The organism is Georgenia sp. SUBG003, assembly GCF_000715355.2.
GTDB lineage: Bacteria > Actinomycetota > Actinomycetes > Actinomycetales > Actinomycetaceae > Georgenia.
This window is the reverse complement of the sequence record NZ_CP180204.1, coordinates 1,500,621-1,525,394: the sequence shown is the minus strand read 5'-3', so window position 1 is coordinate 1,525,394 and position 24,774 is coordinate 1,500,621. Positions and strand designations below refer to the sequence as shown.

The following is a 24,774-nucleotide window of genomic DNA, read 5'->3' as shown; positions in this document are numbered from 1 at the left end:
GACCTAGTCCTTCTCCTTCGTCATGAGTTCCATGAGGCGCTCCTGGGTGGCGTGCTCGGTGTCCAGAACGCCGGTGACACGACCGGCCGACAGTGCGTAGATGCGGTCGCAGATCCCCAGCAGCTCCGGAAGCTCCGAGGAGATCACCAGCACCGCCTTGCCGGCGTCGGCCAGGCGGTTGATGATCGTGTAGATCTCGTACTTCGCGCCGACGTCGATGCCCCGGGTGGGCTCGTCGAGGATCAGCAGGTCCGGCTCCGTGTAGAGCCACTTGCTCAGCACGACCTTCTGCTGGTTGCCGCCGGAGAGCTTCCCGACGACGGACATGACGGACGGCGCCTTGATGTTCAGGTCGTTGCGGTAGCGCTCGGCCACCGCGATCTCCTCGTTGGCGTTGACCCAGCCGCGGGTCGCGAGCTTTCCGAGGGAGGAGGCGGAGACGTTGCGCTTGATGTCCTCGATCAGGTTGAGGCCGTAGCGCTTCCTGTCCTCCGTGGCGTAGGCCATGCCGTGCCCGATCGCCTCCGCGACGGTCCGCGCCCTGACCTCCTTGCCGTGCATGTAGAGCTTGCCCGAGATGTCGCGGCCGTAGCTGTGGCCGAAGACGCTCATGGCCAGCTCGGTGCGGCCCGCACCCATGAGGCCGGCGATGCCGACGATCTCGCCCGCCCGGACGTTCAGGTCCGCGCCGTCGACGACGACCCGGCCGGCCTGCGTGGGGTGCATGACCGTCCAGTCCTCGATCCGGAAGACCTCGCCGCCCGGCTTCGCGACCCGCTCGGGGTACATGTTCTCGAGGTCGCGGCCGACCATGCCCCGGATGATCCGGTTCTGGGTCGTCTCGGGCGAGGACATGTCGAGCGTCTCGATCGTCCGGCCGTCTCGGATGATCGTGGTGGAGTCGGCGATGGAGGCGATCTCGTTGAGCTTGTGCGAGATCATGATGCAGGTCATGCCCTGCTCACGGAGCTGGCGCAGCAGGCCGAGGAGGTGCTCGGAGTCCTGGTCGTTGAGGGCCGCCGTGGGCTCGTCGAGGATCAGGAGCTTGACGTCCTTGGACAGCGCCTTGGCGATCTCGATCAGCTGCTGCTTGCCCACGCCCAGCGCCCCGACGGGCGTGACGGGGTTCTCGTGGAGACCGACGCGGTCGAGCAGCTCTCCCGCACGGGCGTTGGTCGCGTGCCAGTCGATGAGCCCCTTCGACGCCTGCTCGTTGCCGAGGAAGATGTTCTCGGCCACCGAGAGGTGCGGCACCAGCGCGAGCTCCTGGTGGATGATGACGATGCCCTTGGCCTCGGAGTCGTTGATCGAGTGGAACTCGACCGGCTCGCCCTCGAAGTAGATCTGGCCCTCGTAGCTGCCGGCGGGGTACACGCCGGAGAGCACCTTCATGAGGGTGGACTTGCCCGCCCCGTTCTCGCCGCAGATGGCGTGGATCTCTCCGCGCACGACCTCGAGCGACACGTCCTGGAGCGCCTTCACGCCCGGGAACGTCTTGGTGATGGAGCGCATCTCGAGGATGTGTTCGCTCACGTGTCCTCCTCCTTAAGGACTCAGGCGGTGCGGGCGGCGGGCGACGCCGCCCGCACCGGCCGGATCAGTCGGACTCAGGACTGGCCGCTCTCGACCTGCTCGGTGGTGTAGTAACCGGAGTCGACGAGCAGCGGCTGGATGTTGTCGGCGTAGACGATGTCCGACTCAAGCAGGTAGGACGGGACGACCTTGACGCCGTTGTCGTACGTCTCGGTGTCGTTGGCCTCCGGCTCCTCGCCGGCGAGGTAGGCCTCGGCGGTGACGACGGCCTGGTCGGCAAGCTTGCGCGTGTCCTTGAAGATCGTCGAGTACTGGACGCCGTCGGCGATGAGCTTGACCGAGGCGATCTCGGCGTCCTGGCCCGAGATGATCGGCATGCCCGCGTCGATGCCGGGGCCGTAGCCGGCGTTCTGCAGGGCGGTGATGACGCCGCGGGAGATCCCGTCGAACGGCGAGAGGACGCCGTCGACCTTGCTGCCGTCGCTGTAGGCGGCGGTGAGGAGGTCCTCCATGCGCTTCTGCGCCGTCTCCTGGCTCCAGCGCAGCGTGGCCGCCTGCTCGATGTCGGTCTGGCCGGACTTCACGACGAGGGTGCCCTCGTCGATGTAGGGCTGGAGCGTGTCCATCGCGCCCTTCCAGAAGAAGTGCGCGTTGTTGTCGTCCAGCGAGCCCGCGAACAGCTCGACGTTGAACGGGCCGGTGGCGTCGCCCTCCGAACCGTCCTCGTTCAGGATGCCCAGCCCGACGAGCAGCGAGGTGGCCTGCTGGACGCCGACCTCCTCGTTGTCGAACGTGACGTAGAAGTCGACGTTCTCGCTGTCCCGGATGAGCCGGTCGTAGGAGATGACCGGGATGCCGGCGGCCGCGGCCGCGTCGAGCTGGCCGGACAGCGCGGTGCCGTCGATGGCGGCGATGACGAGCAGGTCGACGCCCTGCGTGATCATCTGGTCGATCTGCTGCGACTGCGTGGGGATGTCGTCGCCGGCGAACTGCAGCGACACCTCGTAGCCGGCGTCGGTGAGGCCCTTCTCGACGGCGGCGCCGTCGGCGATCCACCGCTCGGAGGTCTCCGTCGGCATCGAGACGCCGATGAGACCGCCCTCGGCGGCCGCAGCCCCGGTCTCACCGTCCGAGCCGTTGCCGCCGCTGCCCGCACCCCCGCCGCTGCACGCGGCAAGGGCCATGGTCAGCGTCATGCCCGTGGCGAGCACCGCGATCTTGCTGTTCCTCATCTTTCTTCCTCCTTGAAGGTACCTGCGCAGGGGGTCGAGCCCGTGGGGGCTCCGCCAGGTCGAGCAGGCATCGACCGGCGAGGTCGTCCCCCACCCGGGTGGGTGGGTTCGAGTCCGCGCCCGGGGGTCACATGCCCTGGGCGAGTCGGTGGTAGGCCGCGTTCCAGCGCAGCTCGCGGGTGAAGCCGCGGGTGGTGGTGTGCTGGTCGATGACGGCGAGCTCGACCCCGGCGATCTCGGCGAGGTCCTCGAAGACCTCGACACCGAGCGCGGTGGTGAGCATGGTGTGGTGCGCGGCGCCGGCGGTGAGCCAGCACTCCGCCGAGGTCGCCAGGTCCGGGTGGGGTTCCCACACCGCCCGCGCCACGGGCAGGTTCGGCAGCGGCTGGTCCGGCCCGACCACCTCCACGGTGTTCGCGGTCAGCCGGAACCGCTCGCGCAGGTCCGACATCGCCACCACCAGGCCCGGGCCCGGGTCGGTGTCGAAGACCAGGCGCACCGGGTCCTCCCGCCCGCCGATGCCCAGCGGGTGGATCTCCAGGCTCGGGCGGGAGGTGGTCAGCGACGGGCAGATCTCGAGCATGTGCGCGCCGAGGATCTTCTCCCTGCCCGGGGTCAGCTCGTAGGTGTAGTCCTCCATCAGCGAGGCCCCGCCGGGCAGCCCGTACCCCATCACCTTCGCCGCCCGGACCAGGATCGCGGTCTTCCAGTCGCCCTCGGCGCCGAAGCCGTACCCCTGGGCCATCAGCCGCTGCACGGCCAGGCCGGGCAGCTGGCGCAGCCCGCCCAGGTCCTCGAAGTTGGTGGTGAACGCCCCGAACCCGCCCGCCTGGAGGAAGGACCGCATGCCCAGCTCGATGCGCGCGCCGTAGCGCAGCGACTCCCGCCGCTCCCCGCCCGGGCCCAGCTCGGCGCGACGTCGTAGAGCTCGTCGTACTCCGCCACCAGGGCGTCGACCTCGGCCTCGGCGGCGGCCTCGACCGCGGCCACGAGGTCGTTGACCGCCCAGGTGTTGACCGAGACCCCGAGCCTCAGCTCGGCCTCGGTCTTGTCGCCCTCGGTGACCGCGACGTTGCGCATGTTGTCCCCGAACCGGGCCAGGCGCAGGTGCTGCATCGCGTCCCAGCCGGCCGCCGCCCGCGCCCAGGTGCCCACCCTCGCCTGCACCCGCGCGTCGGACGCGTGCCCGACCACCGTCTTGCGGCGCGCGCCCAGCCGGGTGGCGATGTACCCGAACTCCCGGTCGCCGTGGGCGGCCTGGTTCAGGTTCATGAAGTCCATGTCGATCTCCGCCCACGGCAGGGCGGCGTCGGCCTGGGTGTGCAGGTGCAGCAACGGCTTGGCCAGCGCGTCCAGGCCCAGGATCCACATCTTCGCCGGGGAGAAGGTGTGCATCCACACCACCACCCCCAGGCACGCCTCGTCCGCGTTGGCCTCCAGCGCCGCGCGCCGGATCGCGTCCCGGTCCTTCAGCACCGGCTTCCACACGATCCGCACCGGCACCTCCCCGGCCGCGTCCAGCGTCGCGGCCACCCGCCGGGACTGCTCGGCCACCTGGGCCAGCGTCTCCTCCCCGTACAGGTCCTGAGAACCGGTGAGGAACCAGATCTCCTTGCGCTCGAACGGGTTGTCCATCACTGCTTCTCCTGATGCTGGCCGTAGACGTTCTGGTAGCGGTCGAACAGGCTCGCCACCTGCGCGTCCGGGATCGGGATGGGCTCGCCGAGCTGGCGGGCGATGTGGACGGTGCGGGCGACCTCCTCGCACATCACCGCCGCCTTGACCGCCGCCCGGGCGTCCTTGCCGACGGTGAAGGGGCCGTGGTTCTGCATCAGCACCGCCGGCGAGTTCGACATGCGGAGCGTCTCGACGATGCCCCGGCCGATCGAGTCGTCCCCGATCAGCGCGAACGGGCCCACCGGGATCGGCCCGCCGAACTCGTCAGCCATCATCGTCAGCACGCACGGCACCGCCTCCCCGCGTGCCGCCCAGGCCGTGGCGTAGGTCGAGTGCGTGTGCACCACGCCACCGACCTCGCTCATGTGCCGGTAGACGTAGGCGTGCGCCGCGGTGTCGGAGGAGGGCTGCAGGCTCGCCGGCGTGCCGTCCTCGATCTTGATCCCGTCCAGGTCGCAGACCACCATCACCTCCGGCGTCAGGTCGTCGTAGGAGACCCCCGAGGGCTTGATCACGAACAGGTCCGCACCCGCGACCCGCTCGGAGACGTTACCCGCCGTCCACACCACGAGTTCGTTGCGGGGCAGCTCCGCGTGCAGCGCCGCGACCCGCGCGCGTGTCGCGGCGACCGCCTCCTGGACGTCACGGGGCAGCCCCGCCAGCGCCGTCGTCATCGGACACCTCCCAGCTGCGCCGCGACGCCCGAGCCGTCCCGGTCCGCCGGCACCTGGGCCAGGGCATGGCGTCGGATGCGCTTGAGCCGGCGCATGACGTCGTTGGCGCCCCGGCCGAAGTAGTCGTGCAGGGCGGTGTACTCCGCGTACAGGGCGTCGTACGCCAGGGCCGCGTCCTCGTCCGGGGTGTAGGCCGCGACGGTGCGCCGCCCCATCGCCCGCGCCGCCGTGCGCACGTCCGGGTAGGCGCCGGCCGCGACCGCCGCGTGGATCGCCGACCCCAGCGCCGGGCCCTGCCCGGAGGTGATCGTCGACAGCGGCAGCCGGGTCACGTCGGCGTACATCTGCATCAGGAACCGGTTCTTCAGCAGCCCGCCGGCCACGACCAGCTCGGTGACCGGCACCCCGGCGGCCTCGAACGCCTCCACGATGGTCCGGGTACCGAACGCGGTCGCCTCCAGCAGCGCCCGGTAGACCTCCTCCGGGCGGGTCGTCAGGGTCAGCCCCAGCACCAGGCCGGACAGCTCGTGGTCCACCAGCACCGAGCGGTTGCCCGAGTGCCAGTCCAGCGCCACCAGCCCGGACCCGCCCACCGGCAGGGCCGCCGCCTTCTCGGTCAGCAGCTCGTGCACGCTGATCCCGCGCGCCCGCGCCTCCTCGGCGTAGGCGGCCGGGACAGCGTTGTCCACGAACCAGGCGAAGATGTCTCCGACACCGGACTGCCCGGCCTCGTAGCCCCACACGCCCTCGACGATGCCGCCCTTGACCACCCCGCACATGCCCGGCACCTCGGCCAGCCGGTCGCCGTTCATCACGTGGCACGTCGAGGTCCCCATGATCGCGACCATCTGACCCGGCTCGACCGCGTTCGCCGCCGGGGCGGTGACGTGGGCGTCGACGTTGCCGACGGCTACCGCGATGCCCGCCGGCAGCCCGGTCCACCCCGCCGCCTCCTCGCTCAGCCGGCCCGCCGCGTGCCCGAGCTGCCCGATCCGGTGGTCGACCTTCTCGGCCACGAACGAGCCGAACGCCGGGTTGAGCGCCGCGAGGAACTCCTCCGACGGGTACGCCCCGTCCTGGTAGATGCCCTTGTACCCGGCCGTGCACGCGTTGCGCACGTACTCACCGGTCAGCTGCCACACGATCCAGTCCGCGGCCTCGACCCAGTGGTCCATCGCCGCGTAGACCTCCGGGTCCTCCTCCAGCAGCTGGAGCCCCTTGGCGAACTCCCACTCGCTGGAGATGAACCCTCCGTACCGGCCGATCCAGGCCTCCCCCGCGCGCGTGGGCGAGCTCGTTGATCCGGTCCGCCTGGCCCTGCGCCGCGTGGTGCTTCCACAGCTTCACGTACGCGTGCGGGCGCCCCGCGAACTCCTCCAGCTCGCACAACGGGGTGCCGTCCGCCCGCACCGGCACCATCGTGCACGCGGTGAAGTCCGTCCCGACACCCACGACGTCACCCGGGTCCACCCCCGCGGCCGCGAGCGCCCCCGGAACGGCGACCTTCAGCACCTCGACGTAGTCCGCCGGCACCTGCAACGCCCACTCGGGCGGCAGCACCTCGTCCGCGTGCGCGCTCAGCACCCGGTCCATCACCCCGTGCCGGTACTCGCACACCGCCGAACCGAGCTCCGCACCGTCGGCGACCCGGACCACCACCGCCCGGCCCGACAACGTGCCGTAGTCCACGCCGACGACGACCGCTCCATCCTTCATTGGTCAGGCTCCCTTGCCGTGCTGGTCGGTACTGCGCGGGATCATGCCGATCTCGCAGTGTTATCGTTCACATCCGAGAGTGAACGATAACATCCCCGCCTGTCAAGGCAGGCTCAACTTCGGTAACTGTTCGGTTTCGATCGGGCCTGACCGGACAGCGGCATAACGGACATCGCCGGACAGGCTGGACACCCTCCACGACCGGGCGGCCCGGACCCAGCCGGCTGGGCCCTGGCGCCCAGGAATGCGACCCGAACCCGACCACCGGCGAGCCGGCCGTCACCGCGCGCGGCGTGCGCCGTCGGGACTCAGGGCGCGCCTTCCCGCGGCGGGCCCGACGACTCTCTGACGACGACCTCCGGTGCGATGGGGTCGGACGGCACGGACTCGCCCTCGATGACGCCCAGCAGCACCTCGATGGCGCGGTGCCCCACCGCCGCGAAAGGCTGCCTGACGGTCGTGAGCGGCGGCTCGTAGTAGCCGGCCCCCTCGGTGTCGTCGAAGCCCACGACCGACACGTCCTCGGGGACCCTGATCCCTTCGGCGTGGAACGCCCGCATCATGCCGAGCGCGAGAAGGTCGTTGGCGGCGAAGACGCTGGACGGGACACGTCCGTCGGCGATCATTCCTCGGGCCGCGGCGAAGCCGTCGACCGGGTCCCAGCCGCCGGGCACGATCGGCGGGACCTCCAGGCCGGCCTCGGTCAGTGCGCGACGCCATCCGACGATGCGTGAGCGGGCGTCGAACCAGTTGTTGGGGCCCGAGACGTGGATGATCTCGCGGTGCCCGAGCTCGATGAGGTGCCGGGTCGCCCGGTAGGCGCCCAGCTCCTGGTCCACACCGACCACACGGAGCTTCGACGTCGGCCGCAGCCCGGCGGTGACCATGACGACCGGCAGGCTGCCGGCCAGCTCGTTGGCCGCGGCGGCCACCTGGGTGACGGGCGCGATCACCACGATGCCGTCGACGCCGAGGCCGAGGAAGAACTCCAGGGCAGCTTCCACGGTGGCCGCCTGCGAGTCGCGCATGACCGCGAGCGTGGTGGCATAGCCCGCCACCCGTGCGGCCTCCTCGATCGCCATGGTGGTGTTCGCCGGCCCGAACCGAGCCTCGCCGGGGTTCACCACGCCGATCAGCCGGGTCCGGCGGGTCCGCAGCGCGCGGGCGGACGAGTTGCGGCGGTACCCCAGCTGCTCGATGGCCGACTGGACGCGTTCGCGGGTGTCGGGCCGGACGGTCTTGGGGGCGTTCAGCACGCGCGAGACAGTCTGGTGCGAGACGCCGGCCACCGCCGCGACGTCGGCCATGGACGGCGCCTGCGCCCGAGCTCCGGGCTTCCTGTCGGTGCTGCGCATCGTCCACTCCGTCTCACATCGGTGTCGCCAGCGTATCCGCGGCGGGGCGCGCGTCTGGTGGACGTCCGGCGCGGCCCGGGCGCCCGGCCCGTGCCGCGGTACGACCGTCCGCGTGCGGACCGGTCCGGGCGCGAGGTGGAGGGCGGGTGCGACACGATGTCGGTGGCCGGTCCTACGGTGTCAGCATGAGCCCCACCGCCACGAAGAACGCACGGACCCGCCCCGCCTACCGGTGCGCGGAGTGCGGGTGGAGCACCCCCAAGTGGGTGGGCCGGTGCGGGGAGTGCCAGGCCTGGGGCACGGTCGAGGAGACGACGGCGGAGCGAGCTGCCGCCGCCCGTGCGCCCGCCGCGCTCGCCCCTTCGTCCCCCGCGCGCCCGATCCACGAGGTCGACGTCGAAGCCGCCCGCGCACGCAGCACCGGCGTCGGCGAGCTCGACAGGGTGCTCGGCGGCGGCATCGTGCCCGGCGCCGTCGTGCTGCTCGCCGGGGAGCCGGGGGTGGGCAAGTCGACCCTGCTGCTTGCGTCGCGGCCCGCGCCGCCGAGGTCTCGGCCGCCTACGGCGCCGCGGACGGTGCTGGCGGGTCGGCTGCGTCCGGCGCAGATGCGTCCGGCGCGTCGGGCGCGTCACGCACGGCCGGTGCGTCCGGCCGGGGGCGGCCCGTCCTGTACGTCACGGGCGAGGAGTCCGCGAGCCAGGTGCGCCTGCGCGCGGAACGGATCGGCGCGCTCACGCCCAACCTGCTGCTCGCCGCCGAGACGGATCTCGCCACGCTCCTCGGGCACGTCGAGGCGGCGGAGCCCTCGCTGCTGGTCGTCGACTCCGTCCAGACCATCGCCGACGGCTCCGTCGACGGGAGCGCCGGCGGGGTGAGCCAGGTCCGTGCGGTGGCCGGAGCACTCATCAACGTGGCCAAGACGCGGGACATTCCGGTCCTGCTCGTCGGGCACGTGACCAAGGACGGCTCGATCGCCGGTCCGAGGGTCCTCGAGCACCTGGTGGACGTGGTGTGCCAGTTCGAGGGCGACCGCCACTCCAGGCTGCGCATGGTGCGCGCCGTGAAGAACCGGTACGGCCCCACGGACGAGGTCGGCTGCTTCGACCTGGGCGACGCCGGCATCACCGGCCTCGCGGATCCCTCCGGCCTGTTCCTCTCCGGGGTGCGCCAGGCGGTGCCCGGCACGTGCGTGACCGTCTCGCTCGAGGGCAGGCGGCCGATGCCGACCGAGATCCAGGCGCTCGTCGCACCCTCCTCGCTGAGTTCCCCGCGCCGCACCACGTCGGGCGTGGACTCCTCGCGGGTGGCGATGACGCTCGCGGTCCTGCAGTCCCGGCTCGGGGTCAACATCTCGGCGTCCGACGTCTACGTCTCGACGGTGGGAGGTGCCCGGGCCGTCGAGCCTGCCGTCGACCTCGCCGTCGCGCTCTCCCTGCTCTCCGCCGCCACGCAGCGCGCGCTGGACCCGAAGATGATCGCGGTCGGCGAGGTGGGGCTGACGGGCGACGTGCGCACGACGGTGGGTGTGCAGCGCCGCCTGGCCGAGGCCGCCCGCCTGGGGTTCACAAAGGCGTTGGTCCCCGCGCAGGGGTCCGGCGATCTCCAGCGCCTCCCCGGGATGACGATCCGGCCCGTGGAGAACCTGCACGAGGCCGTCGAGCTCTCCGGCGCGTCGTGCTGCGATGAGCGCCCGCCGGACGGACGAGGGAACGCCTGATCCGGCGTCGTCCCCTAGGATTTGGCGGGGGTGGAGACGCTGCCCCGCCGTGCCCACCGTGTGAGGTCAAGTGCCTGAGGTCCCCGCCGACACCAAGCTCCGCGTGATGCTCCAGGCGATCGCGCCGGGCACCGAGCTGCGCGACGGGCTCGAGCGGATCCTGCGCGGGCGCACCGGCGCCATCGTCGTCCTCGGCTACGACGACGACGTGGAGGCGATGTGCTCCGGCGGGTTCCACCTCGACGTGGAGTTCTCGGCCACCCGTCTGCGTGAGCTGTCGAAGATGGACGGCGCCGTCGTGGTCGACTACACGAACCGCCGGATCCGCCGCGCCAACGTCCAGCTGCTGCCCGACGCGAACATCGAGACGTCGGAGTCCGGGATGCGTCACCGCACCGCGGAGCGCGCCGCCAAGCAGTCGGGCTACCCGGTCATCTCCGTCAGCCAGTCGATGCGCACCGTCGCCCTCTACGTCGACCACCACCGGCACGTCGTGGAGGACTCCGACGTCATCCTCTCCCGTGCGAACCAGGCCCTCGCCACCCTGGAGCGGTACAAGGCCCGGCTCGACGAGGTCTCCGGGACGTTGTCCGCCCTGGAGATCGAGGACCTCGTCACCGTGCGCGACGTGGTGACGGTGATCCAGCGGCTCGAGATGGTCTCGCGCATCTCCGCCGAGGTGGAGGGCTACGTTACGGAGCTGGGGACCGACGGGCGGCTGCTCTCGCTCCAGCTCGAGGAGCTCGTCATCGGGCTGGACCCCGACCGCACGCTGGTGATCCGCGACTACCTCGGGAACTCCGTCGGCCGGAGCCCGGCCGACGTGCTGGAGGCACTGTCGCGGCTGACGTCGGCACAGCTGGTAGACATGCCGACCATCGCACGGGTCATCGGTGTCGGGGGCCCCGACGGCGATGCGCTGGACTCCGCCCTCGCACCGCGCGGCTACCGGGTCCTCGCGAAGATCCCGCGCCTGCCCACACCGGTCGCGGAGTCGATCGTCGCCCACTGCGGCAGCCTGCAGGTGATGCTCTCGGCGTCGGCCGAGGACCTGCAGTCCGTCGACGGCGTCGGTCCGCACCGCGCCCGCGCCGTCCGTGAGGGACTCTCCCGCCTCGCCGAGTCCTCGATCCTCGAGCGCTTCGCCTGACGGGCGTTGCCCGTCACTCCAGCGTGAAGACCGTCGCCGCCGCGGGCAGGCTCGCCCCGTCGAGGGTGGCGGACACCCTGTAGGAACCCGGCTGCGCCGCGCCCTGGCCGGCGGGGCAGCCGTCGGCGGACCTGCTGCCGTCCCACCGGACGGTCGTCTCGGCGCTGTCCCCCGCGTCGAGCAGCAGCTCGCGCTCCGTCGGCTCGGCGACGCAGTCGGCCGACGACCACACCCGGTCCTCACCGGAGTGCACGGTCAGCTCCAGCGAGGTGTCGCCCGCGTCGATGAGGCAGGCGACGTCGGCGCCGTTGTGGAGCGTGAGGTCGAACGTCATCGGTCCGCCGTTCGCGGGCACGGCGGCCATCGTCACGTCAAGGTCGCGCGGCGAGCACTCCCCCGGGTCCGCCGGGCCGTCGGACGCCGCGCCGCCGCCCTGGGTCGAGGGCTGGTCCGTCGCGCCGGCCGCGGCCTGCCCGTCCTCACCTCCGGCGTCACTGGCCGCGGAGGTGCCGGCATCTTCCGCACCCTGCGCGGTGAGCATGCTGACGAGAGCGCTCACGCCCCACACCACACCCACGATCAGGGCGAGCAGGATCAGCAGGGCGACGATCCGTCGCCGCCAGATGACGGCCCTGCTCGGGCGTGGCTTACGAACCGGCCGTGCCCCGGCCGGGCGACCGCCGGAGGTCCGGCCGTCTCGCGTCGGGCGTGCGCCGCCCGCCGTTCGCCCGGTCGTTCCTCGCGTCGTCGTTCCCACAGCGGGACCGTACGACGACGCGACCCGGCGCTCGCGGCGAGCGCGGGTGACGCGGACGGGCCGAGGTCGGGTCCGCCGTCGTCCAGGCAGACGTCGCAGGCGTCGCAGGACCCCGCGTGCGGCTCGCCGAAGTAGCCCAGCAGGAACTGACGGCGGCACCCCTGCGTCTCGGCGTACCCCCGCACCATCTCGACGCGGGAACGTTCGATGCGCTCGCGCGACTCCGTCAGGTCGACGACGGCGGCGACCACGTCCTTCGGGGCGGCGCCCCCCTCGGCGCTGACCCCGCGCCGGGTGCGGCCCACGGCGCCGACCTCCTGCAGCAGGTTCACGGTGCCGGTGACCTTCCGGGCGGACAGGCCGGTGCGGTCGCGCAGGGCCGCCATCGTGAGCGGTCCGCGGGCGCGGCGGGTGGCGGTCAGGACGGCGCGGAGGGCGGGCTCGTCGACCTTGGCGGCGGCGAAGAACTTGCGCAGGCCGAGGTCCTCGGGCCGGTAGTGCAGGACCGTGCACGCGTCCTCGCCGTCGCGGCCGGCGCGGCCGATCTCCTGGTAGTACGCGTCGAGGGAGTCCGGCGCGTCGACGTGGACGACGAAGCGCACGTCGGGCTTGTCGATGCCCATGCCGAACGCCGACGTCGCGACGACGACGTCCACCTCGCCGTCGAGGAACGCGTGGTGGACCTCCTCCCGCCGCCGCGCCGGGAGGCCCGCGTGGTAGGCGGCGACCCTCCGGCCGCGGATGCCGTCGCCGCCCTCCGCGAGCGGCCCGGCGAGCGCCTCGGCGTAGCGCTCGGCGTCCTTGCGGGTGGCCACGTACACCAGTCCTGACCCGGGCAGCGTCGGCACCTGCTCGAGGACGGCGCGGCGCTTGCCGTCGCCGTCGGTGTGGCGCACCACGTCGAGGAAGAGGTTCGGCCGGTCGAACCCCCGGGCCACCACCAGCGGGTCGCGCAGCCCGAGCCGGTCGACGATCTCCGCCTGGACGGGCGTGGCGGCGGTCGCCGTCAGCGCGACGACCGGCGGTCGCCCGAGCCGCTCGGCGACGTGCCCGAGGGCGAGGTAGTCGGGCCGGAAGTCGTGACCCCAGGAGGAGATGCAGTGCGCCTCGTCGACGACGAAGAGCGACGGCCCGAACGCCCGGATCCGGTCGACGACCTCGTCCTTGGCGAGCTGCTCCGGCGAGAGGAAGAGGAACTCGGCGCCCTCCCGGCCGACGGCCCGCCAGGCGCGGGCGTTCTCCTCCTCGCCCTGGGCCGAGTTGAGCGCCACCGCCTCGGGCGCGCCCATCGCCTCGAGGCCGGCCACCTGGTCGGCCTGCAGGGAGATGAGCGGGGAGACGACGACGGTCGGCCCGTCCCGCAGCACCGCCGGGACCTGGTAGATCCCCGACTTGCCGTACCCGGTGGGCATGACGGCCAGGACATCTCGGCCCTGCGCGACGGCGTTCATCGCCTCGTCCTGGCCGGGCCGCAGGCGGTCCCAGCCGAAGGACTCTGCCGCGACGTCTCGGACCTGCTGCGGGATGTCGTTCACCGCCTCACTGTGAGGTCGCCGCGGCCGGTCGGCAATCGGAGCCGGTGTGAGGTCAGGCGCCCGAGGTGCGGACGGGGGCCGGGCGCCGGGCAGGTGGCCTCCGCCGTCGGCTCCTAGGGTGGGAAGCATGACGGAGCGACCCGCGGCAGCCGTACGGACCGACGAGACGACGAGGGCGCACGGCCGGGAGTGGTGGCGCACCGCCGTCGTCTACCAGATCTACCCGCGCTCCTTCGCCGACTCCGACGGCGACGGCGTGGGCGACCTGCGGGGCATCATCGGCAGGCTCGACCACCTGCAGGCGCTGGGCGTCGACGTCGTGTGGCTCTCGCCGATCTACTCCTCGCCGCAGGACGACAACGGCTACGACATCTCGGACTACCAGGACATCGACCCCACGTTCGGCACGCTGGCGGACCTCGACGAGCTCATCGAGGGCCTGCACGCCCGCGGCATGCGCCTGGTGATGGACCTGGTGGTCAACCACACCTCCGACGAGCACCCGTGGTTCGTCGCGTCGCGGTCCGGCAAGGACTCCCCGAAGCGGGACTGGTACTGGTGGCGCCCGCCGCGGCCGGGCACCGTGGGCGGGGAGCCGGGCGCCGAGCCGACCAACTGGCACTCGTTCTTCTCCGGGTCCACGTGGCAGTGGGACGAGGCGAGCGGAGAGTACTACCTGCACCTGTTCTCGCGCAAGCAGCCGGACCTGAACTGGGAGAACCCTTCGGTTCGCCACGCCGTCTACGACATGATGCGCTGGTGGGTGGCCCGCGGCGTCGACGGCTTCCGCATGGACGTCATCAACCTCATCTCCAAGGTCGTCGGGCCAGACGGCGAGCTCACCGACGGCGCGGTGAACCCTGCCGCGCCGGCGGGGGCGCGCCGCTTCGGCGACGGCTCGCCGCAGTACACCAACGGCCCGCGCCTGGAGGAGTTCCTCGCCGAGATGCACCGTGAGGTGCTGGCCGACGGCGCGCGCGACGGTCAGGTGCTCCTGACCGTCGGCGAGATGCCCGGCGTGACCCTCGAGCTCGCCCGCTCCGTGACCGACCCGGCCAGCCGCGAGCTCGACATGGTGTTCACCTTCGAGCACGTGGGCATCGACCACGGCCCTGCCGGGAAGTGGCGGCTGAACCCGCTGCACCTGCCGGACCTCAAGGCCAACCTCGCCGCGTGGCAGGAGGGCCTGGCCGACGCCGGCTGGAACTCGCTGTACTGGAACAACCACGACCAGCCCCGCGTCGTCTCGCGCTGGGGCGACGACTCGCCGGAGCACCGGGTGAGCTCCGCCAAGACGCTCGGCACGGTGCTGCACATGCTGCGCGGGACGCCCTACGTCTACCAGGGCGAGGAGCTCGGCATGACGAACGTCGGCTGGGCCGGGATCGAGGACTACCGCGACATCGAGACGCTGAACTACTACCGCGAGTCCGTCTCCGGCGGGGCCTCCGACGGCGAGGTGATGGCCGGCATCGGTCCCGTCAGCCGCGACAACGCCCGTACGCCGATGCAGTGGGACGGCTCGGAGAACGCCGGCTTCACCACCGGCACACCCTGGCTGTCGGTCAACCCGTCCTACATGGAGATCAACGCCGCGGACGCCGCCGCCGACCCGGGCTCGGTGTTCCACCACTACCGCCGGCTCGTCGAGCTGCGGCACACCCTCGACGTGGTGGTCGACGGCCGGTTCGAGCTGCTGCTGCCGGAGCACGAGCAGGTCTTCGCCTACACCCGGACCGCCCCGGGGAACCAGGACGCTGGCGACGCCGGCCGCTCCGGCGGGCAGACCCTGCTCGTCGTGGCGAACTGGTCCGGCGAACCGGTGACGGTGACGCTGCCCGGGCAGGCCGCGGCGCTCACCGGCGAGCTGGTCCTCACGACGCATCCCGACGGCGCACCGGCCGACGGCGAGTCGGTGGCCCTGGCGCCGTGGGAGTCCCGGGTCTACCTCGCCTGATCCACAAGGGGACCATCGTCTCGGTCGGCGACCCTCCCGCGGTGCGAACCTGGACACAGCGGACGGGCCGCGGTCGGAGCGCCCGGCCGGGAACGAGGGAGTCGTGGTCGCCATGGGTGCGCTGGTCGTGTACGAGTCGATGTTCGGCAACACCCGTGCCGTCGCGGACGCCGTGGCCGACGGGCTGCGCAACTTCATGCGGGTCGACGTCGTCGAGGTGGGCGAGGCGCCCGAGCTCGAGACGCTCGAGACGGACCTGCTCGTCGTCGGCGCCCCCACGCACGCGTTCGGCCTGCCCCGCCCGGAGACCCGGCGGGACGCGTACGAGCGCGTCGGGCACCCGGTCATCACCGAGGGCACCGGCGTGCGCGAGTGGCTGGCGTCGGCGTACAGCGTCCGCGAGCGCCTGCCCGTCGCCGTCTTCGACACCCACGTGCAGGCGCGGGTGCCCGGCTACGCGCACGCCGCCGCCGCCAAGCGGCTGCGCCGGGTCGGCGCCGAGCCGCTGGGGGCGGGGATGAGCTTCCGGGTCCGCGGCTACGAGGGTCCGTTGCTCGACGGTGAGCTCCACCGCGCCCGTGCGTGGGGCATGGAGCTGGGGCGTCTTCTGGGGGAGCGGGTCGCGTAGGCGTGCGCGAGCATCCTGTTTGGGCACGGGGGCGGCTGGGCCGTACCCTGTTCTCCGGTCCCCGCCCTCGTAGCTCAGGGGATAGAGCACCGCTCTCCTAAAGCGGGTGTCGGCAGTTCGAATCTGCCCGAGGGCACCGAGCGTGCGAACACGTCCAGCACCCCTACCCGGCGCTGCCGACGCCGAAGCGGCGCCGGCCGGGAGACTCCGGCGTCGCCGAGGCCGACGTGCCGGGTGCCGGGCTCGGTCGTGCCGCCCGCGGCAGCCCCGCCGCGGCCACGAGACCACCGAGGCCCGCCAGACCCAGCGTGATCATGGCGACGGCGTAGGCGCCGTGGCTGAGCCCGGCGACGAGGATGGTGCCCGCGATGGCGGTGCCGAAGGAGGAGCCGAGGTTCGAGACGCTACGGGACAGCCCGGAGATCTCGCCCTGCTGCTCCTCGGGGAACGCCGACTGGACGACGTTGACCGACGGGGTCAGCATCACGCCGACGCCGATCCCCAGCACGAGAAGTCCGGGGACGAAGGCCCACGGCGTGCTGTAGCGGTTGACGAGCGCGATCAGCACCGCGATGCCGACGACGCTGAGCACGAAGCCGGTCATGATCAGGGTCCGCTGCGCCCGGCGTCTCGCCAGGCGCTCGGCGGTCAGGGACGACGCGAGCAGGCCGAGGGTGGCGGCCGTGAAGATGACGCCGGTCCCGACGGCGTCGTAGCCGCGCACCACCTGCAGGTAGGCGGCCACGGTGAACGAGGAGCCCAGGAGCATCAGCCACTGGACGTTCTGGGTGACCAGCCCGAGGTTGGAGGTGCGGTTGCGGAACAGGCTGAGGGACAGCAGCGGCTCCCGGCCGGACGCCTCCTTGGCCCGGACCCCACGGAAGAACCAGAGGAGCACCAGCACGCCCAGAGCCAGCAGGGCGAGCATCAGCCAGACGTTGTCGTCGGCCGCCAGGATGCCGGCGACGATCAGCACGAGGCCGACGGCGGACACGACCGCCCCGCCGGTGTCGAACTCGCGGCCCGGGTCCGCGGGGAGCGGGTCCCGGATCCTCCGGCTCAGCAGCACGATGACGCCGATGACCAGGGCCTGGAAGACGAAGGCCGCCCGCCAGCTGATCGCGGAGGTGATCAGCCCGCCGATCAGCGGGCCGGCGGCGGCGCCGACGCCCCCGAGGGCCATGATCACCCCGAACGCCCGGGCCCGGGAGGTGGTCTCCCGGTAGATGAGCGTGGTGAGGATGTAGACCGGCGGGATGAGCAGCGCGGTGCCGACGCCCTCGAGGATCGAGTTGCCGAGGATGAGCACGCCGAGGCCGGGGGAGGCCGCGCTGACCAGGGCTCCCACCGCGTAGATGACGAGGCCGGCCAGGAAGCAGCGCTTGCGGCCGTAGCGGTCGGTCAGCTTCCCGCCCGGGATCATCAGCGCCGCCATGACGAGCAGGAAGATCGTGATGGCGATCTGCACGCCCTGCACCGTGGTGTCCAGGTCGCGGCTGATGTCGTTGATCATCACGTTCATGTTCGAGCCGGCGAAGCTGCAGATGAACTGGGCCAGCGCGAGCGCCGCGAGCACGAGCCCCTGTCCCTGCACCTGCCGGGTGCCGCCCGGCTCAGCCATGGCCGCCGCCCCCGGCGCTCTCACCGCCCGACCGGGCGGGCACGGCGAACCCCCGCGCCGTCGGGTGCCAGCCGTCGCCGGCCGCGGGTGCCCTCTCCGCCCTGCTCATCTCCTCGTCGAGCGCCATGGCGGCCGTGATCAGCGCGAGGTGCGTGAACGCCTGGGGAAAGTTGCCCAGCTGCTCGCCCGAGGGGCCGATCTCCTCGGCGAAGAGGCCCACGTGGTTGGCGTAGGTGAGCATCTTGTCGAACGCGTACCTCGCCTGCGCCAGCCGGCCGCTGCGCGCCAGGGCCTCCACGTAGAAGAAGCTGCACAGGTTGAAGGTGCCCTCGGAGCCGCGCAGGCCGTCCGGTGAGGCCTGCGGGTCGTAGCGGTAGACCAGGCTGTCGCTGACCAGCTCCTCCTCCATGGCGTCGAGCGTCGTGAGCCAGTCGGGGTCCCGTGCCGAGAGGAACCCGACCCTCGGCATCAGCAGCAGGGAGGCGTCCACGACGTCCGTGTCGTAGTGCTGGACGAAGGCACGGCGGCTGTCGTGCCAGCCGTGCTCGACGATCTGGCGGAAGACGGTGTCGCGGACGTCGGCCCAGCGCTCGAGGTGGCCCGGACGCGAGAAGGCGGTGGCGATCTTGATCCCGCGGTCGAACGCGACCCAGGTCATCAGCCGGCTGTAGGTGAAATTCTGCCGGCCGCCACGGGTCTCCCAGATGCCCTCGTCGGGCTGGTCCCAGTTGTCGGCCAGCCAGTCGAGGACCTGGCACAGGGCGTCCCAGCCGCGGATGGTCCCGATGTCCCCGCCGACGGCCAACGCGTCCGAGGCCTCGCCGTAGATGTCCAGCTGGAGCTGGTCCGCCGCGGCGTTGCCCGCCCGCACCGGCCGGGAACCCCGGTAGCCCTCCAGGTGGTCGAGGGTCTCCTCGGTCAGGTGCGGGTCGCCGTCGACCCGGTACATGATCTGCAGCGGGTCGCCCGTCTCCGTGCCGCCGGCCTCGATGCGCTCGCGCAGCCACCGGCGGAAGGCGTACGCCTCGTCCCTGAAGCCAGATCGATCAGGGCGCGGACCGACAGCGAGGCGTCCCGGACCCAGGTGAACCGGTAGTCCCAGTTGCGCTCGCCGCCGACCTGCTCCGGCAGCCCCATGGTGGCCGCCGCGATGGGAGCGCCCGTCGGCGCGTAGGTGAGCAGTTTCAGCGTGATCGCCGAGCGGTTGACCATGTCCTGCCAGCGGCCCCGGTACGTGCACGAGCGCAGCCAGGACAGCCAGAACGACCGGCAGGCGGCCAGCTCTTCCAGCACGCCCGCCGGCGACGGCGGGGGCGACGCGTCGCCGTCGCTCGCGGTGGTGGTCAGGACGACCGCCGCGGCCTCGCCGGCGGAGAGCGTGAAGCGGGCAGTGACGTCGTCGCCGCCGTCGGCGCGCAGGTCCACGCCGTCCGTGGCCTGGAGGTGCAGGTCGGTGCCCGGGCCGTGGAAGACCGCGGTGCGGCCGTCCCGCAGGTCCAGGGTGTGCGGTGCGCGGGCGTAGTCGAAGCGCGGGCGGCAGGCGAGCGTGAAGGGCAGGCTGCCCCGGACCACCCGGGCGATCCTGACCAGGCGGTGCCGGTCCGTCGCGGTGGGGGAGTCCAGGGGCATCATGAAGTCGGCGATCTCGCCGACGCCGCCCGGTGCCATGAACCGGGTGATCAGGATCGCCGTGTCGGACAGGTACAGCTGTCTGACCGCCAGGCCGTCCTCCTCCCCGAGGTCGACGGCCAGACGGCAGTGGCCACCGCGCTCGCTGTCCAGCAGGGAGGCGAAGATGCTGGGCGAGTCGAAGCGCGGGGCGCACCACCAGTCGACGGTCCCGGCGGACGAGACCAGCGCGGCGGTCTGCAGGTCGCCGACCATTCCGTGCTCGGCGATGGGCGGATACCGGTCCACGGGCCCTCCTCCGTCGGGGCGACACGCCGGGACGGTCGCCCCGGCGCCTGAGGACCATCGTTCGGGGCTCGCCGGGGGCGGGGCCTCACCCTCCGGCGGGTGAGCCGCCCGTGGGCGGGCCGCCGTGGCCGGCGGCGCAGCCTCATCCGGCGGGGAGCGGCTCCGGCACGCTCTGCTGCGGGACCTCCTGGTTGCCGGGCGACTGGCTGCCGGGCGCCTGGTCTCCCGGCGTCGTGGACTGGTCGGGCGTGACGGTCTCGGACGGCGAGGGCGACGGCGACGGCGTCGTGCCGTCCGTGTCGTCGCCCGGCGTGGCGTCGGACGTCGGGGTCGGCTCCGGCACGGAGCCCTCCGTCCCGGCGGGCTGGTCGGCCCCCGGCTCGTCCGGGTCGGTCGTCTCCTCGTCGGTGCCCGGCGAATCCTCGGTCCCGGGCACCGGGTCCGTGCCGGGTCCGCCGTCCGACGCCGGACCGGTCGTCGGCGTCTCGGCGGCGGCGTGGCCGCCGAAGAGTGAGGTGCCGGCGCCCTCCTCGTTCCGGACGACGTCGGTGAGCGGCTTGCCCGCCGCCAGCTCGACGAGCGTGACGGCGGCGAGAACGGCCGCGAAGAACGCCAGGACGGTGACGACGAGCCGGCGGTAGCCGTACCGGTCGACGACGGCCCGCCAGGCCGCGCGGAGGCGGTCGAGCCTGCCGCCCGCGCTCGGCGGCGCACGTTCGCGGCGGGCGCGCCGCCGTCGCCCGTGGCCGGCTGCCCGGCGACCGTGGCGGTCTCGCCGTGCCCGATGCCCAGGGCGAGCGTGGAGGTCTGCCGCCCGGCCGCGGCTCCGCCGTCGGCGGGGATCCTGAGGATCGCCGTGGTGCCGGCACCGGTGCGGGCGCGCACCTTCTGCACCGGAGGGGCCGCCGCCACCCGGAGCGCTGTCCGGCGCAGGGAGCTGGTGTAGAGGTAGTTCGCGAGGACGGTGATGACGCTGGACAGCGCCGCACCGATGAGGGTGCCGGCCACGCCGAGGGTCGAGAGCAGGGCGGTGGCCGTGACGGCGGCGAGGGCGCTCGCGGTCACCTGGACGCCCGACGGCCGGTCGGAGGGGGCCTTGTCGGGCTCGTCGTCCCGGAGGGACTCGTCGTCTCTCTCGGGGCCGGTCGCAGGGGTCCGGTGGTCCGGGATCTCCTCCGTGGTGCTGTCGTCCTGGCGGATGGTCTGCGTCGGGTCGTCGCCCGGTCGCGGGCCGGTGGCACGGGGCTGGCTGTCCACAGTCATTGCATCAACAGGTTACTGACGTGCCGGCCGGATGTGTCAGGTCGCGGCAGACTCCCGGTGTCGGTTTGCTCACGCGGGCGCCGGTACCGCCAGGACGGCCGCCCCGGAGGCGTCCGGCGGGGCCGAGCGTGGCAGCCTCCTGCCACGTCCACTTCCGGCCGCGGTGGAAGCGCGTTTTCCGCGCCGGCCGCCCGCGACCGCCCGTTACCTTCGTCCTGTCCCGGGCTTCCGGAGGGACGTTCCGTGAGGGGCGTGGGGGCCCGGGGCCGGACCTTCCCGGTGCCGGCACCGCACGAGGCGTGTGCCGGCGCTGGGACGTGCTTGCGCGCGCACCCCGCGAGGCGCCATGATCTGCGCCAGATGGAGCGCGACGCCTGCCCCCCCTGCGCGCCGCGCTCCATCCACCACCGCCGGAGACGCTGTCCGGAACCCCGGACGCGCCGCCCGCCGCGCGGCGCGCCACCCGGCCCCGAGGAACGTGCCGGACTTCGCACCGCACCGTCACGGCGCGGCTCCCCGCCTCGTGCGCCCGCGCTCGCCTACCTTGGAGAAATGACCCCCTCCTGCGCTCTTCTTCCGCGGCGGGTCTCAGCGCCGTCATGCCGCCGCGCCGACCGACCAGGACGGCCGCACCCGCGCGTCCGGTGGAGGCGCCGACGACCGCGGTGATCGCGTACAACGACCTCGTCGCCATCGGCTTCGTCCGTGCCGTCCAGCAGCGCGGCAGGCGCGTCCCGGACGACGTCTCGGTGGTCGGCTACGACAACATCTTCGCCGGCGACCTCGTCTCGCCGCGGCTCACCACCGTCGCCACGCCCCGCCGCGCCCTCGGCGCGGCGGCGGTGCGGAACCTGGTCGCGCAGATCAGGGGGGGCGCACCCGCGGGGCGGGCCGCCCGTCGTCGTCCCGGTCAAGCTGGTCGAGCGCGAGAGCACGGGACCGTACGCGGGGAACCGCAGTCGTCGGTGACGGCGCGCAGAGAGCGCGACGGCGTCGGCAGGCGGGCGAGGAGCTGCGCGGGCACCGGGTGGTGCGGCCCGCGGCGGGCGCCCCGCCTCCGGCAACTGGCGGCAACCCGTTGGCGGGCGCAGGACCGCACCACCACGATGAGCCCATGACCTCATCCGGCGACCGCCTGCACGTCCACCCTGACCGTCTCCTCCCGGCCGACCCGGCCCTGCGGCCGGTCGCCCGGGAGCTCTACGACGCGGTCAAAGACCTGCCGATCATCTCGCCGCACGGGCACGTCCCGCCCCAGTGGCTCGCCGACGACGTCCCGTTCGCGGACCCGACGTCGCTCCTGATCACGCCGGACCACTACGTCAACCGGCTCCTGCACGCCAACGGCGCCTCCCTCGCGGACCTGGGTGTGGGCCAGCAGGACTTCACCCCCGAGCAGTCCCGGAGGGCCTTCCGGATCCTGTGCGAGAGCTGGAAGGTCTTCCGCGGGACCCCGATGAAGTTCTGGTTCGAGTCCGAGCTCGCCGACGTGTTCGGCATCCAGCTGGTGCCGTCGGCGGCGACCGCCGACCGGATCTACGACCAGATCGCCGAGGCCATCACCACTCCCGAGCTCCGGCCCCGTGCGCTGTACAGGTCGTTCGGCATCGAGTTCATCGCCACGACCGACGACCCGGCGGACGACCTGCGCCACCACGCCAAGCTGGCACAGGACCCGACGTGGGACGGCAAGGTGGCGCCCACCTTCCGGCCGGACAAGTACCTCGAGCCGGCCACCCCCGCGTGGAGCGGCCTGGTGGACACCCTCGGCGAGGTCTCCGGCGTTGACACCGGCACGTACGCCGGCTGGGTCGCGGCCATGGAGAACCGGCGTGCCTTCTTCAAGGAGAACGGGGCCGTCTCCTCGGACCACTCCCACAAGGACGCCCGCGCGGAGAAGCTGGACGACGCCGAGGCGGAGCGCCTCTACGCCCGGGCCCGCGCCGGCAGCATCACCCCGGAGGAGGGCGACGCGCTGCGGCGGGACCTCGTCTTCCAGCAGGCCCGGATGGCCTCCGAGGACGGTCTGGTCATGACCCTGCACCCGGGGGTCGTGCGCAACCACCACACACCCACGCACGAGCGGTTCGGCGCCGACGTCGGCTCGGACATCCCGATGCCCGTGGAGTTCGCCCGGGCGCTGCAGCCGATGCTGTCGGCCTTCGGCACCGCCCCGAACTTCCAGCTCGTGCTGTTCACGATCGACGAGACCGCCTACTCCCGTGAGCTCGCCCCGCTCGCCGGGTTCTACCCGTCCGTGTACGTCGGCGCGCCGTGGTGGTTCATCGACGAGGCCGAGGCCATCCGGCGCTACCGCCGTGCGGTCACCGGGTCCGCGGGCTTCTCGCGGACCTCCGGATTCATCGACGACACCCGCGCCTTCCTCTCCATCCCGGCGCGCCACGACATGAACCGCCGCCTCGACTCCGGCTTCCTCGCCGAGCTCGTGGCCGACCACCGCCTGACCATGGACGAGGCGCTGGACACCGCCCACGACCTGGTCGTCACCCAGCCCAGGAAGGCGTTCAAGCTGTGAGCACCCCCCAGCCTCCCCCGCCTGACCCGGCAGAACCACGGACGCCCCGCCGCGCCGGTGCGCATCGTGCACCTGGGCGTCGGCAACTTCACCCGGGCGCACCAGGCCTGGTACACCGAGCACGCACCGGACGCGGGGGAGTGGGGCATCGCGGCGTTCACCGGCCGCCGGCCGGACACGGCCGAGGCGCTCGCCCCGCAGGACGGGCTGTACACCCTCATCACCCGCCACGCCGACGGCGACACCTTCGAGGTCGTCAGCTCGCTCTCGGCGGTGCACCCCGCCACCGACACCGAGGCCTTCCTCGGCTACCTCCGCAGCCCGCAGACGGCCGTGATCACCTCGACCGTGACCGAGGCCGGCTACATGCGCGGGTCCGACGGACACCTGGCCACCGACGACCCGGCGGTCGCCGCCGACGTCGAGGCCCTGCGTTCCGACCCGGAGGCGTCCACCCGGACCACCCCGGGCAGGCTCGTCGGCGGGTTCCTCACCCGGCGAGCGGCGGGGGCGGGAGCGATCACCGTCCTGCCGTGCGACAACATCCCGGACAACGGCCCCGCCTTCCGCACGGTCGTCACCGAGCTCGCCCAGCGCGTCGACCCCACCCTGGTGGAGTGGATGGGCGATAACGTCTCCTGGGCCACCTCCATGGTGGACCGGATCACGCCGGCCACCACCGAGGCGGAGCGCGCCGCCGTCGCGGACTCCGTGGGGTACGACGACGCCTCGCCCGTGCCCACCGAGCCCTTCAGCGAGTGGGTCGTCGCCGGCGACTTCCCCGCGGGACGCCCCGCATGGGAGGACGCCGGCGTGGCCGTGGTCGACGACGTCCGCCCGTTCGAGCAGCGCAAGCTCTGGCTGCTCAACGGCTCGCACTCCCTCATGGCCTACGCCGCCACGATCCTCGGGCACGAGACCGTCGCGGACGCGATCGCGGACCCGGCCGTGCGCGGCTGGGTCGAGGACTGGTGGGACGTCGCCGGCGAGCACCTCGAGCTGGGGGCGCAGGAGGTCGGCCGTTACCGCACCGCGCTGCTGGACCGGTACAACAACCCCCGCGTGCGTCACCTGCTGGCCCAGATCGCGGCCGACGGCTCCCAGAAGATTCCCGTGCGTATCCTTCCCGTCCTGCGGCTCGAGCGCGCCGCCGGGCGGCTGCCCGCCGGGCCGGTGCGCGCCCTTGCCGCCTGGGTGCTCCACCTGCAGGGCCACGGCGCGCCGGTGAAGGACGTCCGCGAGCCGGAGGTCCTCGCCGCCGCTCGCGGCACGGTGGCCGACGCCACCTCTGCGCTGCTGGAGCTTCTCGCGCCGGACCTGGTGCCGGACGAGAAGCTCACGGACGCCGTCGTCGCCCGGGCCGGGGAGCTCCTCGCGCTGGAGGGTGCCGCGACGGTCTGACGACCTTTCTGGCGAGGCGCCGCGACCGCCGGTCCGGCGCCTCGGCGTGCCCCCTGCGGCGGCCCACCGGGCCCGGGCCGTCAGAGCATCTGGAAGACTTCACGC

14 protein-coding genes, 1 tRNA gene and 4 pseudogenes are annotated in these 24,774 nt (G+C 72.8%); 8 read left to right on the top strand and 11 right to left on the bottom strand.

The genetic code is table 11. The features are described 5' to 3' along the window. Window positions 1-3 precede the first annotated feature (3 nt). The 6 genes and pseudogenes from mmsA to DA06_RS07465 form a co-directional block, all read right to left on the bottom strand. Window positions 4-1,533 carry a multiple monosaccharide ABC transporter ATP-binding protein gene (gene mmsA, locus DA06_RS07490; protein WP_043498762.1) on the bottom strand — a complete coding sequence of 510 codons (1,530 nt, stop codon included), beginning with the start codon at window positions 1,531-1,533 and terminating at the stop codon, window positions 4-6. Between the two features lie 74 nt (window positions 1,534-1,607). Beyond that, window positions 1,608-2,765: a multiple monosaccharide ABC transporter substrate-binding protein gene (chvE, locus tag DA06_RS07485; RefSeq protein ID WP_043498760.1), complete on the bottom strand. Its 1,158-nt coding sequence runs from the start codon at window positions 2,763-2,765 to the stop codon at window positions 1,608-1,610. A gap of 127 nt (window positions 2,766-2,892) precedes the next feature. Further along, window positions 2,893-4,400: pseudogene (gene araA, locus DA06_RS07480) on the bottom strand (L-arabinose isomerase). Then, window positions 4,400-5,116: an L-ribulose-5-phosphate 4-epimerase gene (locus DA06_RS07475; protein WP_043498758.1), complete on the bottom strand. Its 717-nt coding sequence runs from the start codon at window positions 5,114-5,116 to the stop codon at window positions 4,400-4,402. Before DA06_RS07475 ends, araA begins: the two are co-directional and overlap by 1 nt. Next, window positions 5,113-6,832: pseudogene (gene araB / locus DA06_RS07470) on the bottom strand (ribulokinase). The gene DA06_RS07475 and the pseudogene araB overlap by 4 nt, the downstream one beginning before the upstream one ends. A 308-nt stretch (window positions 6,833-7,140) precedes the next feature. Then, window positions 7,141-8,187, bottom strand: a complete 1,047-nt coding sequence (locus tag DA06_RS07465) for a substrate-binding domain-containing protein (protein ID WP_043498756.1) — start codon at window positions 8,185-8,187, stop codon at window positions 7,141-7,143. Window positions 8,188-8,372: 185 nt separating this feature from the next. Here DA06_RS07465 and DA06_RS07460 point away from each other — a divergent pair. Continuing rightward, window positions 8,373-9,904, top strand: a pseudogene (locus tag DA06_RS07460) (DNA repair protein RadA). A 70-nt stretch (window positions 9,905-9,974) separates the two neighbouring features. Then, a complete protein-coding gene (gene disA / locus DA06_RS07455; RefSeq protein WP_043498754.1) occupies window positions 9,975-11,054 on the top strand; it encodes a DNA integrity scanning diadenylate cyclase DisA in 1,080 nt (359 codons plus the stop codon). A 13-nt stretch (window positions 11,055-11,067) separates the two neighbouring features. Here the strand turns inward: disA and DA06_RS07450 are convergent, their stop codons facing one another. Together DA06_RS07450 and DA06_RS07445 are read right to left on the bottom strand one after the other, a co-directional pair. Beyond that, the gene (locus DA06_RS07450; RefSeq protein ID WP_418607290.1) at window positions 11,068-11,613 is read right to left on the bottom strand and encodes a hypothetical protein; all 546 of its coding nucleotides are present in this window, start codon (window positions 11,611-11,613) and stop codon (window positions 11,068-11,070) included. A gap of 35 nt (window positions 11,614-11,648) precedes the next feature. Then, the gene (locus DA06_RS07445) at window positions 11,649-13,346 is read right to left on the bottom strand and encodes a RecQ family ATP-dependent DNA helicase (RefSeq protein ID WP_418607288.1); all 1,698 of its coding nucleotides are present in this window, start codon (window positions 13,344-13,346) and stop codon (window positions 11,649-11,651) included. Between the two features lie 127 nt (window positions 13,347-13,473). On the opposite strand from DA06_RS07445, the gene DA06_RS07440 reads away from it, so the two are divergent. The 3 genes from DA06_RS07440 to DA06_RS07430 all read left to right on the top strand — a co-directional run bounded on the left by DA06_RS07440 (window position 13,474) and on the right by DA06_RS07430 (window position 16,067). Beyond that, window positions 13,474-15,303, top strand: coding sequence for a glycoside hydrolase family 13 protein (locus DA06_RS07440; RefSeq protein WP_052436482.1), 1,830 nt, complete (start codon window positions 13,474-13,476; stop codon window positions 15,301-15,303). Between the two features lie 112 nt (window positions 15,304-15,415). Then, window positions 15,416-15,931: a flavodoxin family protein gene (locus DA06_RS07435; RefSeq protein WP_043498743.1), complete on the top strand. Its 516-nt coding sequence runs from the start codon at window positions 15,416-15,418 to the stop codon at window positions 15,929-15,931. 63 nt (window positions 15,932-15,994) lie between these two features. After that, a tRNA-Arg gene (locus DA06_RS07430) sits at window positions 15,995-16,067 on the top strand. 27 nt (window positions 16,068-16,094) lie between these two features. Here the strand turns inward: DA06_RS07430 and DA06_RS07425 are convergent. The 3 genes and pseudogenes from DA06_RS07425 to DA06_RS07415 all read right to left on the bottom strand — a co-directional run bounded on the left by DA06_RS07425 (window position 16,095) and on the right by DA06_RS07415 (window position 19,905). Beyond that, window positions 16,095-17,552 (bottom strand): MFS transporter, encoded by a 1,458-nt coding sequence (locus tag DA06_RS07425; protein ID WP_052436484.1) that lies wholly within the window; start codon window positions 17,550-17,552, stop codon window positions 16,095-16,097. Continuing rightward, window positions 17,545-19,436 (bottom strand): annotated as a pseudogene (locus tag DA06_RS07420) (glycoside hydrolase family 15 protein). Before DA06_RS07420 ends, DA06_RS07425 begins: the two are co-directional and overlap by 8 nt. Window positions 19,437-19,611: 175 nt before the next feature. Next, window positions 19,612-19,905 carry a hypothetical protein gene (locus tag DA06_RS07415; RefSeq protein ID WP_043498739.1) on the bottom strand — a complete coding sequence of 98 codons (294 nt, stop codon included), beginning with the start codon at window positions 19,903-19,905 and terminating at the stop codon, window positions 19,612-19,614. A 1,426-nt stretch (window positions 19,906-21,331) separates the two neighbouring features. Between DA06_RS07415 and DA06_RS07410 the strand changes: the two genes are divergently transcribed. From DA06_RS07410 to DA06_RS07400, 3 genes are read left to right on the top strand one after another with little or no spacing between them, the layout of a single operon-like run. After that, entirely contained in the window at window positions 21,332-21,850 is a 519-nt protein-coding gene (locus DA06_RS07410) for a substrate-binding domain-containing protein (protein WP_418607286.1), read from the top strand. Further along, on the top strand, window positions 21,847-23,268 hold the full coding sequence (gene uxaC, locus DA06_RS07405) for a glucuronate isomerase (RefSeq protein WP_043498717.1): 1,422 nt from the start codon (window positions 21,847-21,849) through the stop codon (window positions 23,266-23,268). Before DA06_RS07410 ends, uxaC begins: the two co-directional genes overlap by 4 nt. Window positions 23,269-23,325: 57 nt before the next feature. After that, window positions 23,326-24,669 (top strand): mannitol dehydrogenase family protein, encoded by a 1,344-nt coding sequence (locus DA06_RS07400; RefSeq protein WP_418607285.1) that lies wholly within the window; start codon window positions 23,326-23,328, stop codon window positions 24,667-24,669. Window positions 24,670-24,774 lie beyond the last annotated feature (105 nt).

Bases quoted from the DNA above. Each gene is read 5' to 3' on its own strand.
- chvE (WP_043498760.1), bottom strand. From the start codon at position 2,765: ATGAGGAACAGCAAGATCGCGGTGCTCGCCACGGGCATGACGCTGACC.
- DA06_RS07475 (WP_043498758.1), bottom strand. From the start codon at position 5,116: ATGACGACGGCGCTGGCGGGGCTGCCCCGTGACGTCCAGGAGGCGGTC.
- DA06_RS07465 (WP_043498756.1), bottom strand. From the start codon at position 8,187: ATGCGCAGCACCGACAGGAAGCCCGGAGCTCGGGCGCAGGCGCCGTCC.
- DA06_RS07440 (WP_052436482.1), top strand. From the start codon at position 13,474: ATGACGGAGCGACCCGCGGCAGCCGTACGGACCGACGAGACGACGAGG.
- DA06_RS07435 (WP_043498743.1), top strand. From the start codon at position 15,416: ATGGGTGCGCTGGTCGTGTACGAGTCGATGTTCGGCAACACCCGTGCC.
- DA06_RS07425 (WP_052436484.1), bottom strand. From the start codon at position 17,552: ATGGCTGAGCCGGGCGGCACCCGGCAGGTGCAGGGACAGGGGCTCGTG.
- DA06_RS07410 (WP_418607286.1), top strand. From the start codon at position 21,332: ATGCCGCCGCGCCGACCGACCAGGACGGCCGCACCCGCGCGTCCGGTG.
- uxaC (WP_043498717.1), top strand. From the start codon at position 21,847: ATGACCTCATCCGGCGACCGCCTGCACGTCCACCCTGACCGTCTCCTC.